The sequence below is a fragment of the Rhodococcus sp. WMMA185 genome (genome assembly GCF_001767395.1).
GTDB lineage: Bacteria > Actinomycetota > Actinomycetes > Mycobacteriales > Mycobacteriaceae > Rhodococcus_F.
Genome location: NZ_CP017014.1, coordinates 2,285,264 through 2,300,867 on the forward strand (window position 1 = coordinate 2,285,264; position 15,604 = coordinate 2,300,867).

The 15,604-nt window shown below is 63.3% G+C and carries 13 protein-coding genes and 1 tRNA gene; 8 read left to right on the forward strand and 6 right to left on the reverse strand.

Going from position 1 to position 15,604, the window contains the following annotated elements:
- Nucleotides 1-64: 64 nt before the first annotated feature.
- Together BFN03_RS10150 and BFN03_RS10155 are read left to right on the forward strand one after the other, a co-directional pair.
- Nucleotides 65-1,198 (forward strand): GTP-binding protein, encoded by a 1,134-nt coding sequence (locus tag BFN03_RS10150; protein ID WP_070378904.1) that lies wholly within the window; start codon nucleotides 65-67, stop codon nucleotides 1,196-1,198.
- Nucleotides 1,199-1,523: 325 nt separating this feature from the next.
- Nucleotides 1,524-2,426, forward strand: a complete 903-nt coding sequence (locus BFN03_RS10155) for a tyrosine-protein phosphatase (protein ID WP_070378905.1) — start codon at nucleotides 1,524-1,526, stop codon at nucleotides 2,424-2,426.
- A 164-nt stretch (nucleotides 2,427-2,590) separates the two neighbouring features.
- Here BFN03_RS10155 and BFN03_RS10160 read toward each other — a convergent pair.
- The 3 genes from BFN03_RS10160 to BFN03_RS10170 form a co-directional block, all read right to left on the reverse strand.
- Nucleotides 2,591-2,662, reverse strand: a tRNA-Val gene (locus tag BFN03_RS10160).
- Between the two features lie 31 nt (nucleotides 2,663-2,693).
- Nucleotides 2,694-3,158 (reverse strand): peroxiredoxin, encoded by a 465-nt coding sequence (locus BFN03_RS10165; RefSeq protein WP_070378906.1) that lies wholly within the window; start codon nucleotides 3,156-3,158, stop codon nucleotides 2,694-2,696.
- A gap of 38 nt (nucleotides 3,159-3,196) precedes the next feature.
- Complete coding sequence (locus BFN03_RS10170) at nucleotides 3,197-3,622, reverse strand: DUF3052 domain-containing protein (protein ID WP_070378907.1); 426 nt, start codon at nucleotides 3,620-3,622, stop codon at nucleotides 3,197-3,199.
- Nucleotides 3,623-4,235: 613 nt separating this feature from the next.
- Between BFN03_RS10170 and aceE the strand changes: the two genes are divergently transcribed.
- The 6 genes from aceE to BFN03_RS10200 all read left to right on the forward strand — a co-directional run bounded on the left by aceE (nucleotide 4,236) and on the right by BFN03_RS10200 (nucleotide 12,664).
- Nucleotides 4,236-7,073, forward strand: a complete 2,838-nt coding sequence (gene aceE / locus BFN03_RS10175) for a pyruvate dehydrogenase (acetyl-transferring), homodimeric type (RefSeq protein ID WP_442971883.1) — start codon at nucleotides 4,236-4,238, stop codon at nucleotides 7,071-7,073.
- A gap of 93 nt (nucleotides 7,074-7,166) precedes the next feature.
- Nucleotides 7,167-8,441, forward strand: a complete 1,275-nt coding sequence (locus BFN03_RS10180; protein WP_070378909.1) for a PucR family transcriptional regulator — start codon at nucleotides 7,167-7,169, stop codon at nucleotides 8,439-8,441.
- Between the two features lie 127 nt (nucleotides 8,442-8,568).
- Nucleotides 8,569-9,486 carry an ACP S-malonyltransferase gene (locus BFN03_RS10185; protein ID WP_070378910.1) on the forward strand — a complete coding sequence of 306 codons (918 nt, stop codon included), beginning with the start codon at nucleotides 8,569-8,571 and terminating at the stop codon, nucleotides 9,484-9,486.
- 92 nt (nucleotides 9,487-9,578) lie between these two features.
- Nucleotides 9,579-9,890 carry a meromycolate extension acyl carrier protein AcpM gene (gene acpM / locus BFN03_RS10190; protein WP_070378911.1) on the forward strand — a complete coding sequence of 104 codons (312 nt, stop codon included), beginning with the start codon at nucleotides 9,579-9,581 and terminating at the stop codon, nucleotides 9,888-9,890.
- Between the two features lie 7 nt (nucleotides 9,891-9,897).
- A complete protein-coding gene (locus BFN03_RS10195; RefSeq protein WP_070378912.1) occupies nucleotides 9,898-11,148 on the forward strand; it encodes a KasA/KasB family beta-ketoacyl-ACP synthase in 1,251 nt (416 codons plus the stop codon).
- An 82-nt stretch (nucleotides 11,149-11,230) separates the two neighbouring features.
- On the forward strand, nucleotides 11,231-12,664 hold the full coding sequence (locus BFN03_RS10200) for an acyl-CoA carboxylase subunit beta (RefSeq protein WP_070380799.1): 1,434 nt from the start codon (nucleotides 11,231-11,233) through the stop codon (nucleotides 12,662-12,664).
- Nucleotides 12,665-12,892: 228 nt separating this feature from the next.
- Here the strand turns inward: BFN03_RS10200 and BFN03_RS10205 are convergent, their stop codons facing one another.
- From BFN03_RS10205 to BFN03_RS10215, 3 genes are all read right to left on the reverse strand, one after another.
- A complete protein-coding gene (locus BFN03_RS10205; protein WP_070378913.1) occupies nucleotides 12,893-13,402 on the reverse strand; it encodes a DUF3145 domain-containing protein in 510 nt (169 codons plus the stop codon).
- Between the two features lie 128 nt (nucleotides 13,403-13,530).
- On the reverse strand, nucleotides 13,531-14,346 hold the full coding sequence (locus BFN03_RS10210) for a serine hydrolase domain-containing protein (protein ID WP_070378914.1): 816 nt from the start codon (nucleotides 14,344-14,346) through the stop codon (nucleotides 13,531-13,533).
- Nucleotides 14,347-14,392: 46 nt separating this feature from the next.
- The gene (locus tag BFN03_RS10215; RefSeq protein WP_070378915.1) at nucleotides 14,393-15,520 is read right to left on the reverse strand and encodes an NDMA-dependent alcohol dehydrogenase; all 1,128 of its coding nucleotides are present in this window, start codon (nucleotides 15,518-15,520) and stop codon (nucleotides 14,393-14,395) included.
- Between the last annotated feature and the right edge of the window lie 84 nt (nucleotides 15,521-15,604).

Consider the following 15,604-nt stretch of genomic DNA (forward strand, 5'->3'; position numbering starts at 1 on the left):
GACCGCACGCAGTGCGATCGTGTCACAAATTGAAAATGGTTACCATTATCGAATGACTACGTCTATGTCGAATCGCTTGCCCGTGACCGTGCTCTCCGGATTTCTCGGAGCAGGGAAGACGACCCTGCTCAATCACATTCTCGCCAATCGGGAGGGGCGGCGAGTCGCGGTGATTGTGAACGATATGAGCGAGGTCAATATCGATGCCGCGCTCGTTTCGGGGCAGGGGCACTTGGACCGCACGCAGGAGAAGCTGGTCGAACTGACCAATGGCTGCATCTGCTGCACGTTGCGCGAAGACCTGATCGAAGCTGTCGGGCGCTTGGCCCGGGAGGGTCGTTTCGATCAGTTGGTGATCGAGTCCACCGGTATCTCCGAGCCGATGCCGGTGGCGGCATCCTTCGAATGGGAATTTGAGGACGGGTTTTCGCTCGGTGAGTTGGCCCGGCTGGACACCATGGTGACCGTGGTGGATGCCTCGACCTTCCTGACAGAAATCGCCAAGGGGGAATCGCTGGCTGCTCGAGATCTGCAGGCCGCCGACGGTGACGAACGTGGTATCGCCGACCTACTGTCCGATCAGGTGGAGTTCGCCGATGTTCTGCTGATCAACAAGACCGATCTGGTGAGTGATCCGCTGGCCGGTGCGGTGGAAGCCATGGTGCGCCGGATGAACCCCCGGGCCGAGGTCATCCGCACCCGGAACGGAATCGTCGAACTGGACACGGTTCTGGATACCGGTCGATACGATCCGGTGACTGCGGCGACTGCCGAGGGCTGGCAGGACGAGCTGACCGGTACACATACTCCGGAAACCGAGGAGTACGGGATCAGCAGTCTCACCTTCATCGCTGATCGGCCGTTCCATCCCCAGCGCCTCGCGGATGTACTGAGCGGATTGCGGAGGGTGTTGCGCAGCAAGGGATTCTGCTGGATCGCCAGCCGGCCCGAACTTGCGGCGATCTGGTCGCAGGCCGGCCCGAACCTGACTTTCGAACCGGCGGGCTGGTGGTCCTCGCTCGATATGCCGCCCGGCCAGGAAGTGGTATTCATCGGGGTGAAGCTGGACCGGGATCGGCTGCGGGCACAGCTGGAGAGCACGCTGCTGACCGATGCCGAGTGGGCCGAAGGCGCGAAAGCCTGGACTGACTATGCCGACCCGTTCCCGGAGTGGGGTGCCCTTCACGAGCACCACTGATCGAGCCGTCGGTCGCCCACTGTACGAGTCGAATGAGTCCGCTCGTGTAGGTCAAGGCCGCGTCAGCCAGGAAGTCACAGCGACGACACAAGGGCCGGAACGACTGCCCTTCACGTACAACGTATTTCGGCCACTCTCATCCCAGCTGACAGCTACCCGGGCGGGCTTGTCGCAACCCCAGAGCCGAGGTCTACTCAGCCGGAATGCGGTGCGCCCAGTCCCGCCTATATCCGACCTTCATTTCACACCATTTTGTTGATCTTTATAGTTTGCGAAAGCAACCACATCTTGATCTGGTTCAGCACTCCCATTCGAAAGGCCCAGCATGACCAACCACTCCGCGACTCGGCGCCGCGCCGCTCGAACCGCCGTGGCGATCACCGTGTCCGGCTCGTTCCTGCTCACAGGCACCGCCGCGGCCAACGCCTCCAGCCCTGCCGAGCTGCCGTTCTTCAGGTCGTTCGGATTCTTGGCTGAGGCGCCATCCGAGGCGCCGCGGCTCACAACCGTCGACAACTTCCGGGACGTTGCCGGCCCCGGATACAAGACCCCCCTCGGCCAGATGCGCACGGGAGTGTTCTACCGCTCCAACTCCATTGCACCCGACGACGCGGACCTCGCCACTCTCGAAGGGCTGAACCTGTCGGCGGTGTACGACTTGCGCACCGCAGCAGAAAGGGACATGAAGCCCGACCGGCTCTGGGACGGAGCCAACTACATCTTGAACCCGATCGAGGTCGGCGACACGTCTAGCGCAGGTAACTTGGAGTCCCCCGAGGATGCACGCAACTTCATGCGGGACATGAACCGCGGGTTCGTCACTGATCCGGCCGCGCGGGAGTCCTTCGCGACGCTGCTCACAGATCTGGCGTACACGTCCGGCCCGCAGGTCTTCCACTGCACCGCCGGCAAGGACCGTACCGGCTGGACAGCGATGCTACTGCAGAGCCTCGTCGGGGTGTCGGATGACGACATCATGACCGACTACCTGCTCACCAATGAGTACGCGGCCGCCTCGAAGCAGGAGATGCTCGAGCTCATCAGGGCCAACCTAGGCGATGCTGCCTTCGAGATCTACGAACCCATGCTCGGTGTCGAGGCAAGTTACCTAGAGGCCGGCCTCGACGAGCTCGAGGCGCAATACGGAACGGTGGACAACTACCTGCGCGAAGGTCTCGGGCTGTCATCTGAGACCCTCACGAAGCTGAAGCTGAAACTACTGGGCTGATCGATTCGACGAAAAATACGGGGTGCGTGACCTTTCCGGTCACCCACCCCGTATTCGTGTGGCTGTCTCCACGAACGCCCACAATGCTCGATGTCGAGCAAGTGTGGGCGTAAGAGAACGGCCCCGATCTGCACTGGTTCGCAGATCGGGGCCCATTCGTCGAGTGGGCGCGGAGGGTTTCGAACCCCCGACCGCTGGTGTGTAAAACCAGAGCTCTACCACTGAGCTACACGCCCGAACACTCGGTGAAATGTCACCGAGTGCGCATCAGGACTCTAGCGTGGCGAGCGCTTTCTCCCAAGCTCCCTGGTCACGGGCCTCTCCGGGACCGTTCATCTCCGCGAACCGGATGACTCCCGCCTTGTCGATCACGAAGGTGCCGCGGTTCGCGAAGCCCAACTTCTCGTTGAAGACGCCGTAGGCCTGCGCGACGGCACCGTGCGGCCAGAAGTCAGCAAGCAGCGGGAAGGTGTATCCCTGCTCCGCCGACCAGATCTTGTGAGTCGGTGAAGCACCCACCGAGAGAGCGAGAATGGCGGTGTCGTCGTTCTCGAACTTCGGCAGTTCGTCGCGAACCTTGCAGAGTTCGCCCTGGCACGTTCCGGTGAACGCGAGTGGGTAGAACACGAGCAAGACGTTCTTCTTTCCGCGGTAGTCGGAAAGTGTCACTTCCTGATTGTTCTGGTCTTTGAGGGTGAAATCGGGAGCAATGGCCCCCACCTCGAGCGGCATGGCGTGGTCCTTAGGTGACGGAGGGTGAACTTAGGGCTTCAGCGCTTGTTCGCGGGATGCGTCTTCGGCTGCACCAGTCGGCTGCCCGACCAGTCTCCGAGGTTCGCGGCCGAAGTCTGAGTGAGGCCTGCCGTGGGTGCGGACTCGGCGATCTCGCTGGGCTCCACATGCCCGGACTGACCCGTCTTGGGCGTGAGGACCCACACGAATCCCTCGTCGGCCAGAGGACCGATGGCATCCATGAGAGCGTCGACCAGGTCTCCGTCTTCGTCGCGCCACCACAGCAGCACGACGTCGATCACCTCGTCGGAATCCTCGTCGAGAAGTTCTCCACCGATGGTCTCCTCGACTGCCGCGCGCAGGTTGTCGTCGGTATCCTCGTCCCAGCCCAGTTCCTGTACAACCATGTCGGCAGTGATTCCGAGTTTCTGAGCGTAGTTTTGGGCGTCCGCCGCGGCGACCACGGTGAGGTCCTCCTTTGGTTGACGGTGCTCGGGCTACCCGAACACCTGCCGGATTGAGTTCAATTAAAGGAAAGCGAACATGCTCGAGCGCGTTCGCGCAAGCTGGGCACGCGGATTTTCTTCAGAATGCGGTCGATCGGTGCCATCGACCGAGCCTAGCGGTGCCGGACTCACGATGTCAGCCACGCAGTCTCGATCGCGTCACTGAGCTGGCCGCTCGCTCGCGAAAATGTTCAGATCGTCGATGCCCTGAACACTGTCCACGCCATCTCACAAAATCGGGACAGCTATGCACACCCGGTGAACTGTGCGCCGTGGAACCGAACTCGGTACCGCGGGCCGCGACGCCCGGGCTGCCGATCATCCTCGCGTCTACCGTCGCATTCCGGCATCGACCGACTCGAGCAATCTTGCCTGTAACTGCGCAAACGCTACCGAAGAGTAACCCCACATGGTGTGCCGAAGCCGCGGCAATGGGGAAAGATGAGGGTGCGCGATATTCATCGAGGAGAGGGTCGGGCCCACCAGGCCTCGACCGCATGGAATGGACGCCTCACCGAGCGTCCCACCACAATGAGGAGCAACGTTGTCAGACCTGATCCAGGGATCCGGGTTGCCGGGAAATGCAGGCCCGAACGTCGGAGCGGCCCAACCTGCCAACCACAATGCCGAAGGTCGCGTTCGCGTGATTCGTGAGGGCGTTGCGTCCTACCTGCCGGATATCGATCCAGATGAGACCAACGAATGGTTGGAGTCGTTCGACGCACTGCTCGATCGGTCCGGGCCGACTCGTGCCCGGTATCTGATGTTGCGAATGCTCGAGCGCGCCGGGGAGAAGCACGTCGCGTTGCCGGCACTGACATCCACCGACTACGTGAACACCATCCCGACCGAGAACGAACCGTGGTTCCCCGGCGACGAAGAGGTCGAGCGCCGGTATCGGGCCTTCATTCGGTGGAACGCGGCAATCATGGTGACCCGTGCGCAGCGTCCAGGTGTCAGCGTCGGAGGCCACATCTCCACATACGCCTCGTCTGCGGCGTTGTACGAGGTGGGCTTCAACCATTTCTTCCGCGGCAAGGACCACCCCGGCGGAGGGGATCAGATCTTCATCCAGGGCCACGCCTCCCCCGGCATCTATGCCCGCGCATTCCTCGAGGGACGGATTCCGGCAGAGCAGATGGACGGATTCCGACAAGAAGCCTCACATGCCAACCTGGGTGGCGGGCTACCGTCGTATCCGCACCCCCGCCTGCTACCCGATTTTTGGGAATTCCCGACGGTGTCGATGGGCCTGGGCCCGATGAACGCGATCTACCAGGCAAGGTTCAATCACTACCTGCACGACCGCGGAATCAAAGACACCTCCGATCAGCATGTTTGGGCGTTCTTGGGCGACGGGGAGATGGATGAGCCCGAGTCTCGGGGGCTGGCCCACGTCGCCGCCACCGAGAGCCTCGACAATCTGACGTTCGTGGTGAACTGCAACCTGCAGCGCCTCGACGGCCCCGTTCGCGGCAACGGCAAGATCATCCAGGAACTCGAGTCCTTCTTCCGCGGCGCCGGCTGGAACGTGATCAAGGTCGTGTGGGGCCGCGAGTGGGACGCGTTGCTGCACGCCGACCGGGATGGCGCCCTGGTCAACTTGATGAACGTCACTCCCGACGGCGACTACCAGACCTACAAGGCCAACGACGGCGCGTTCGTCCGCGAGCACTTCTTCGGACGCGACCCGCGGACGAAGGAGCTCGTGGCGAACCTGTCGGATCGCGACATCTGGAATCTCAAACGCGGCGGGCACGACTACCGCAAGATCTATGCGGCGTATGCGGCGGCAAAGGCACACAAGGGTCAGCCGACGGTGATCCTGGCGCACACAATCAAGGGCTACACGCTGGGTAAGCACTTCGAGGGCCGCAACGCCACACATCAGATGAAGAAGCTCACCCTCGATGATCTGAAGAACTTCCGGGATCTGCAGCGGATCCCGATATCCGACGCGGAACTCGAGAAGGACCCGAAGCTGCCGCCGTACTACCACCCCGGCGAGGACTCCCCGGAGATTCAGTACATGCTCGAGCGGCGCCGCGCGCTGGGTGGCTTCCTGCCGGAACGGCGTACCAGCGCAGCTCCGCTACCGATGCCGCCGGACAAGACCTACGACGTAATGCGAAAGGGATCCGGGAAGCAGCAGGTCGCCACCACGATGGCATTGGTACGGATCATGAAGGAGTTGCTGCGGGACAAAGAGATCGGAAAAAGGATCGTCCCGATCATTCCCGACGAGGCCCGTACCTTCGGAATGGACTCCTGGTTCCCGTCGCTCAAGATATACAACCGCAACGGCCAGCTGTACACGGCGGTGGACGCCGACCTGATGCTCGCCTACAAGGAGTCCGAGACCGGACAGATCCTGCACGAGGGCATCAACGAGGCCGGCTCGACCGCCTCGTTCACCGCGGTCGGCACGTCCTATGCCACTCATGGTGAGCCGATGATCCCGCTCTACATCTTCTACTCGATGTTCGGGTTTCAGCGCACCGGCGACGGGTTGTGGGCGGCCGCCGATCAGATGGCCCGCGGCTTCGTCCTCGGCGCCACCGCGGGTAGGACCACACTCACCGGAGAGGGCCTGCAACACGCGGACGGACATTCGCTACTGCTCGCGTCGACGAACCCGGCTGCCGTCACATACGACCCGGCGTTTTCCTACGAGATCGCGCACATCGTCAAGGACGGGCTGCGGCGAATGTTTGGCGGCACCGTGGCGGCTGACGGCACGTTGGAGCCGGGGTTCGGCGGAGAGAACATCTTCTACTACATCACTCTCTACAACGAGCCCTACTCCCAACCCGCGGAACCGGACAACCTCGACGTCGAAGGTCTGCTGAAGGGCATCTATCTGTTCAAGAAGTCCGAAGCCTCGGCAGGATCCGCGCTCGCGGCGCAGATCCTCGTGTCCGGCGTCGCAATGCCCGAGGGTCTGCGGGCGCAGAAGATGCTCGCCGACGAGTGGGGCGTTGCGGCGGACGTGTGGTCCGTAACCTCCTGGGGTGAACTGCGCCGTGACGGTGTCGAATGCGAAAAGCGGGCCCTGCGCGACCCGGGCACCGACGAACCGTTGCCCTACGTCACCAGGGCTCTTTCCGATGCTGCCGGCCCATTCGTTGCCGCGTCGGACTGGATGCGGTCGGTGCCGGACCAGATCCGACAGTGGGTGCCCGGTTCATACACCACGCTCGGCACCGACGGATTCGGCTTCTCCGACACCCGCCCGGCCGCGCGGCGGTTCTTCAACGTGGACGCCGAGTCCATTGTCGTCGCCGTCCTCGCGGCCCTCGCCAGGGAAGGCACGCTCGACCGGGCGAAGGCCGTCGAAGCCGCCACGAGATACCGCATCGACGACGTCGGTGCCGCTGCCGTGTCCTACGCCGACACCGGGAGCGCATAACTCGCCCACCTCGAACCGCCCTCAGGACCGTGGGGTTCCGGCTCAGGGAACGTTCTTGCACGTTTCCTGAGCTGTGGGCGTAGGTTCTTGAACATGGTCGAGCAGAGTTCGATGGTCTCCCGGAGTCGAGAACCCCGGGACCCATTGCCTGATGCATTGCTGCGTCGGGTCAAACAGTTCTCGGGACGCCTCTCGACCGAAGCGGTCAGCACGATGCAGGAGCAGCTCCCGTTCTTCGACGACCTCGACGCCTCTCAACGGTCCAACGTGCAATTGGTGGTTCAGACCGCCGTCGTCAACTTTCTCGAGTGGCTCAAGGATCCGGACGACAGCGATATCCGCTTCAGCCTCGACACATTCCAGCTGATTCCAGACGACCTCGCTCGGACACTCACGCTGCGTCAGACAGTGGACATGGTCCGGGTGGCGATGGAGTTCTTCGAGCAGTGGCTGCCCGCACTTGCGCGCAACGAACAACAACTGACAGCACTCACCCATGCAGTGCTGCGCTACGGTCGTGAACTCGGGTTCGCTGCAGCCTCCGTCTACGCGAGCGCAGCAGAGTCGCGCGGCGCCTGGGACACCCGGCTCGAAGCTCTTGTCGTCGACGCCGTCGTCCGCGGTGACACAGGTTCCGACATGCTCTCGCGCGCGGCAACCCTGAATTGGGACGCGACCGCACCCGCCACCGTTATCGTCGGTACACCTCCAGAAGACGAACGGGTCTCCGTAGTAGGCAACGTCCACACGATCGCGCAGAAGCACGGCCGCGCCGCTCTCGCCGTCGTCCAGGGTTCTCGGCTCGTGATGGTTGTCAGTGGCGAGCTCGACGACGGGTCCGAAGACTCGAGGTTCATGACCGACCTCCTCAGCAAGTTCGCGGAAGAGCCCGTGATCATCGGACCCACCACGCCGACGCTGGGCGCCGCCCACATCAGTGCCGTCGAAGCACTTGCCGCGATGCAAGCGGTCGCAGGATGGCGGGGCGCACCTCGACCCGTGCACGCCGCCGAGCTGCTTCCCGAGCGTGCGCTGCTCGGCGACAACGCTGCCGTGACCGCGCTGAATGATCGCCTCGTCGGCCCGCTCGCTGCCGCGGGGAGCGTTCTCGCCGACACCCTCGACGCATATCTCGACTGTGGAGGTGCGGTTGAGACTTGTGCTCGTCAGCTGTTTGTTCATCCAAATACGGTGAGATATCGGCTCAAGCGAATCGCCGAAGTCACCGGGCGTGATCCGACGAATCCGAGGGACGCATACGTCCTCAGAGTGGCCGCAACTGTGGGCCGACTAACACATTCGCATCACGAACCCGCAACAAACTTAACATCAGTATCACCATTCCCATTTGGTGAGGCAGGACTGTAACGAATACGTGGCCCGATTCGATGCGACTAGCCGACGTGCGATTTTGTGGGAATCCAACAAATCCGCTCACAAAGGTTCATCCGCAACAGCATCTTGCGACACACCCTCGACGGTGTTCTCTGGAAGAGTGATTTCGTTGCTTGCCCCGGGTCAGGGCTCTCAGACTCCCGGCATGCTCATCCCGTGGTTGGAGCTGCCGGGCACTCAAGACCGTCTCGCACTGTGGTCGAAGGCCGCCGGCCTCGACCTCGTCCGGCTTGGCACTACCGCGACCGCCGAGGAGATCACCGATACTTCGGTGACTCAGCCTCTGGTCGTTGCCACAGCGCTGCTCGCCTTCGAGGAACTCGAAGCTCGCGGGCTGATCCCGGCAGACACCATAGCCGCCGGGCACTCGGTCGGTGAAATCGCGGCCGCCGCTGTCGCCGGAGTCTTGTCAACCGACGATGCCGTCGGCCTCGCTGCCGTGCGCGGAGCCGAGATGGCCAAGGCCTGTGCGCTGGAACCAACCGGCATGTCCGCGGTTCTCGGAGGCGACGAAGCCGCCGTACTCGCCCGCCTCGAAGAACTCGATCTCGAAGCGGCCAACCGCAACGCGGTCGGGCAGATTGTCGCCGCAGGCCGCCTGTCGGCACTCGAGGAACTGGCAGCCAATCCACCGGAACGGGCTCGGGTCCGCGCACTCCCCGTCGCGGGCGCGTTCCACACCCGATTCATGGCTCCCGCCCAGGACGCCGTCAGCAAGGCTGCCTCCAAGATCACGCCTGACGAACCAATTCGCACCCTGCTCTCGAACTCGGACGGCGCGTCGGTCACGTCCGGCGCCGAGACACTGACTAAGCTGGCCGCGCAGGTAACCCAACCTGTGCGGTGGGATTTGTGCACCGCAAGCCTGCGGAACGCCCGCGTCTCCGCAGTAGCGGAGCTTCCACCCGCCGGAACCCTGGTCGGTATCGCAAAGCGTGAAATGCGCGGTACTCCCACTCTGGCACTCCAGACCCCGGAAGATATCTCCGCACTGGCCGAACTGGCACAGCTCGGCTAGCTTGCGGCGCGCCTCTACCAGGTAGTGCCTGCAACAACTCCAGTTATATCCGCACCAGATACACCTACACCGAATAAGAAGGGAGCCACTCAGTGGCCGCCAGCCAGGAAGACATCATCGCCGGACTCGCCGAGATCATCGAGGAGGTCACCGGCATTGAGCCGTCCGAGGTGACCATCGAAAAGTCCTTCGTCGATGACCTCGACATCGACTCACTCTCGATGGTCGAGATCGCCGTCCAGACCGAGGACAAGTACGGAGTGAAGATCCCCGACGAGGATCTGGCCGGACTGCGCACCGTCGGTGACGCGGTGTCCTACATCCAGAAGCTCGAAGCCGAGGGCGGAGAAGAAGCCGAGGCCGTCAAAGCCAAGTTCGAAGCAGCCAAGAACGAAGAGGAGTGACCCGACCTTGACCTCCGCCTCGCCCAACGGGAAACAATTCCCCAACATCGTCGTCACCAGCCTCGCGGCCATGACGTCGATTGCTGGTGACGTGGATGGCACGTGGAAGGGTTTGTTGGCTGGCGAGAGTGGCATCGACACCCTTCACGATCCATTCGTCGAGAAGAACGAGTTGCCGGTGACGATCGGGGGACACCTGAAGGTGTCCCCCGACGAGTCGCTGTCCCGAGTCGAGATCCGCCGAATGAGTTTCGTCGAACGGCTGGCACTCGTTCTGGGACGCCAGGTTTGGAAGAACGCCGGTACCCCGGAGGTCGACCAAGACCGCCTCGCGGTCGCGATCGGCACCGGACTCGGCGGCGGGGAAGCCCTGATCGATGCCGTCGACAAGATGAAAACCGGCGGATACCGGAAGGTCTCACCGTTCGCCGTCCAGATGGTGATGCCCAACGGTCCTTCGGCAACGGTCGGTCTCGACCTCGGAGCTCGTGCCGGAGTCATCACCCCGGTCTCGGCCTGCTCCTCGGGTTCCGAAGCCATCGCCCATGCGTACCGAATGCTCGTCATGGGTGATGCGGACATCATCGTCGCCGGCGGCGTTGAGGGATTCCTCGACTCCGTGCCGATCGCGAGCTTCGCAATGATGCGTGCGCTGAGCACGCGCAACGACGATCCGAAAGGCGCGTCACGGCCGTTCGACCGGGATCGTGACGGCTTCGTGTTCGGTGAGGCCGGGGCGATGATGGTTCTCGAGACCGAGGAGCACGCCAAGGCTCGCGGTGCCACCATTCACGGTCGACTATTGGGCGCGGGTATCACCTCGGACGGCTTCCACATCGTCGCGCCCGACCCGTCGGGTGCGGGCGCTGCACGGGCCATGACGAGGGCCATCGAGAGTGCCGGATTGACGAAGAAGGACATCGGGCACATCAACGCGCACGCCACCGCCACTCCGATCGGCGACACAGCGGAGGCCAACGCCATCAACGCGTCCGTCGGCAACCACCCAGCGGTGTATGCACCGAAGTCCGCGTTGGGGCATTCGATCGGAGCCGTAGGGGCGCTCGAGGCGGTAATCACGGTCCTGAGCCTGCGTGACGGAGTCATTCCGCCCACGTTGAATCTGGACAATCAGGATCCAGAAATCGATCTGGACGTCGTCAAGGGCCAAGCCCGCTATGGCGAGATCGATTTCGCGATCAACAACTCGTTTGGTTTCGGTGGGCACAACGTCGCGCTCGCCTTCGGCCGGGCCTGACGCCCGGTCGCGCTAGATCGTGGGTGGAGACCCTTCCACCAGGGTCTCCACCCCATCGACAGCCCGCTACATGGAGGACGCGATGACCATCTTGGCACCTTCGACAAAGTCCGATTCGTCGATCGATCCGCGCGACCCGCTGGCACGCTTGGCAAAGCTGTTCGACGCAGGAACCGTCGCCCCTCTCCACCCGCGTGACAAGTCCGGCGTGGTGGCCGCGGCCGGCAATATCGACGGAGTCCGCACCATCGCCTACTGTTCCGATGCCACCGTCATGGGCGGCGCGATGGGCGTCGAGGGCTGCAAGCACATCGTGACGGCGATCGACACCGCGCTCGAGGAGTCCGCCCCCATCGTCGGGTTGTGGCACTCGGGCGGCGCCCGTCTCGCCGAGGGAGTCGAGGCCCTGCACGCCGTCGGAATGGTCTTCGAGGCCATGGTCCGCGCGTCCGGCCGCATCCCACAGATTTCCGTCGTTCTCGGCTTCGCAGCCGGAGGCGCGGCCTACGGGCCTGCCCTGACCGACATCGTCATCATGGCTCCCGAAGCCCGCGTCTTCGTGACCGGACCCGACGTGGTCCGCAGCGTCACCGGCGAACAGGTCGACATGCTGTCCCTCGGCGGTCCCGACACCCACAGCAAGAAGTCGGGCGTCGCGCACATCGCCGCCCATGACGAGGACGACGCGCTGCACCGCGCACGTCGGCTGGTGTCGATGTTCTGCGAACAAGGCGAATTCGACCAGTCGGCCGCCGCGCACGGCGACACCGACCTCCGCGCCCTCATGCCGGAATCAGCCAAGCGCGCCTACGATGTGCGTCCGATCGTCCACGAACTCCTCGACAACATCGAAGGCGACTCGAGTTTCGAGGAACTGCAAGGCAATTACGCCCGAAGTATCGTCACCGGTCTCGGACGACTCGGTGGTCGCACCGTCGGCGTCATCGCCAACAATCCGCTCCGGCTCGGGGGTTGTCTCAACTCCGAGAGCGCCGAGAAGTCGGCTCGCTTCGTCCGCCTGTGCGACGCGTTCGGGATTCCGCTCGTGGTAATCGTGGACGTCCCCGGATACCTGCCCGGCGTGAGCATGGAATGGGAAGGCGTCGTACGCCGTGGCGCCAAACTGCTCCACGCGTTCGCCGAAGCCACCGTTCCCCGCGTGACGGTCGTGACGCGAAAGATCTACGGCGGCGCCTACATCGCCATGAACTCTCGTGCTCTCGGCGCCACCGCGGTCTACGCATGGCCCGACGCCGAGGTCGCCGTGATGGGCGCCAAGGCTGCCGTCGGTATCTTGCACAAGCGTGCCCTTGCAGCCGCTCCGGAGGAAGAACGTGAGGCGCTGCACGAGCGTTTGGCCATCGAGCACGAGAGCATTGCAGGTGGCGTCGACCGTGCCGTCGCCATCGGTGTGGTCGATGAGGAGATCGACCCGGCAAAGACTCGCAGTGTCGTCGCTGCCGCTCTCGCAGCAGCACCCGCTCGCCGCGGTGCTCACAAGAATATCCCGCTCTGATGTGAAAACCGTTTGTAGACAAGGCCCCCGCCGCAGCGGGGGCCTTCCTCGTGCAATGCGCTGGGAACCGCGTGCAGGCGTCTGCTTGGTATCTTCGGACGGCAACTTGGGTCAAACTGGGGGAACCAATGCTCGTCGACCAGAGTGCCGATTCACCCGAAGTTCAATGCCAGGCCGGGTTTTCCGGTCATGACCACCCGCGAGGGTGAGGGACTCGAGAGCCCACCATCAGCCCACGTCTCGACTCAACCACGTGACCTCGGCGCCTTCGCCGCCACTGCGGAAGGGCTCGAGAGCCTCGTCCCAGGCAGTTCCAAGTGCGTACGCGAGATCGACGGCGAGGTCGCCCTCTGCCTGCATCATCGCCTTCAGGCGCATCTCCCCCACTACGACATCGCCATTGGCGCTCGTCGATCCGCGCCAGAGGCCCAATCCGGGTACGTAGCTGTACCGCTCACCATCCACACCATCACTGGCGTCCTCGGTCACCTCGAAGCGCAACATCGGCCAGGGACGGAGGGCGTTGACCAGCCTTGCGGCGGTGCCCACGGGACCAACCCAATCGGTGGTCGCGCGCATGACGCCGTTGGAGGCGGGCTGCGAGGTCCACTTGAGGTTGGCTCGGCAGTTCAGGGTCGACGTCAGCGCCCACTCGATGTGGGGGCACAACGCGGCGGGCGACGAGTGGATGTAGGCAACACCAGTCGTCGCATCCGCGAACTGATTCACAGCGTGCACTCGAGCCTCCTGCTTCGACGAGGGACGTCTTCCCCAACGGCCTCAGTCGATGTGTTCAGCGGGCTCGGTTGATCAGTGTGCCTTGTGTTACCTGTGTTGCGCTAGTGATTCGCGAAATTAGTGTGCAATCATCGTCGGCGTTCCGCGAGGATACCGTCGCTCAACTCGGTCCACAGGGGCTTTGCCCAGTTCCCGAAGGCCCGGTCCGTCAACACGACGCACGCCAAGCCGGCAACCGGATCGACCCACAGGAACGTGCCCGACTGGCCGAAGTGGCCGAACGTACGCGGCGAATTGGCCTGGCCCGTCCAGTGCGGACTCTTACCCGAACGGATCTCAAAGCCCAGGCCCCAGTCGTTCGGACGCTGAGGCCCGTATCCAGGCAAGATTCCGTCCAGACCGGGGAATTGCACAGACGTGGCCTCCGCCAACGTCTCAGGCGATATGAGCGCCGGACGGAAGAGTTCAACGGCGAATCTTCCCAGATCGGTTGCCGACGCCTGAGCCCCGTGGCCGGCCGGACCGACGAGCGCCGACGCGTCCATCGACAGCGGCGCGAAAACCGCTTCGGCGAGATAGTCGGCAAAGTCGATCGACGTTTCGCGAGCAAGGAAGCTGGCGAGGACCTCGTAGCCCGCGCTCGAGTAGATCCGCTTGCGCTCCGGCGGCGTCTGCACGCGGTGTGCGTCGAATGCCAGCCCGGAGGCATGTGCCAGCAGATGACGCACAGTCGAGCCTTCGGGGCCTGCAGGTTGGCCGAGTTCGACGGCGCCCTCTTCTACTGCCACCAGGACGGCGTAAGCGCAGAGCAATTTCGTCACCGACGCCAGCGGAAATATCCGTTGCTGGTCGCCGTACTCGCCGACCACTCCGTCCTCACGAGACAGGACCACCGCCGCAGCGTTGTCCACCGGCCACTGGGCAATCCGATCGAGACTCTGCACCAAGTCAGACTACGAGAGGCACCCTGCGATTGGTTCCGGTGAGCCCTCACCAGTCCGCTTCGCTGTATCGGATGACGCCGCGAAGGTTCTTGCCGTCGAGCATGTCCTGGTAGCCGTCGTTGATTCCCTCGAGTGTGTAGGTCCGGGTGATCATGTCGTCCAAGTTCAACTGCCCCGACTTGTACATGGCGAGCAGGTTCGGGATGTCGAGGCGAGCATTTCCGCCACCGAAGATCGTGCCCTTCAGATCCTTCTGCAGCATAGAGAAGAGGAACAGGTTCATTTTGACGTCCATGTCCGTCATCGCGCCCATCGCGGTGACGACGCAGGTGCCGAACTTGCTCGTGAGCAGCAAGGCCTCCTCTACGTATTCGCCCTTCATCTCCCCCACGGTGATGATCGATTTCTGGGCCATCAGGCCGTTCGTGAGGGACATGATCGGCTCGATTGCTGCCGCGGCACTCTCGAAGGCGTGCGTGGCCCCGAACTTCAGCGCCTGCTCCCGCTTCCACGGCACCGGGTCGATGGCGAAGATCTGACGAGCCCCGGACGCCACCGCACCCTGCAGTGCACTCATTCCCACGCCGCCGATACCCATGATGACGACGGATTCACCCGGTTTCACCTCGGCCATTCGCGTTGCCGAACCCCACCCGGTGGGTACGCCACAACCGACGAGAGCGGCAACTTCGAAGGGAATGTCCTTGTCGATCTTCACGACCGACGTCTCGTGCACGACCATGTACGGCGAGAACGTCCCGAGCAGGCACATCGGGACCACATTCTCACCGCGCGCCTGAATCCGGTACGTGCCGTCACTGATCGCCAAACCACTCAGCAACCCCATACCGAGGTCACACAGATTCTGGTGTCCCGCCGAGCACGCCGGACACCGCCCGCAGGAAGGCACGAACGAAAGCACCACGTGATCGCCGACCTCGAGGTCTTTCACCTCGGGTCCCACCTTCGTGATCACACCGGACCCCTCGTGGCCACCCATCACCGGGAAAGACCCCATGGGCGTCGCCCCCGTGACGATGTGGTGGTCGGAGTGACACATTCCGGCGACTTCCATGCGGATCTGAACCTCACCCGCAACCGGTTCGCCGATCTCGATTTCCTCGACCGACCACGGCTCGTTCACGCCCCACAGGATCGCACCCTTGGTCTTCATGTGGCTCCCAACCCTTCGATTGTCCCTGCGCCTCTAATGCAGTGACGATAGACACAAAACGCCTAGATTGGAACACGTTCTAGC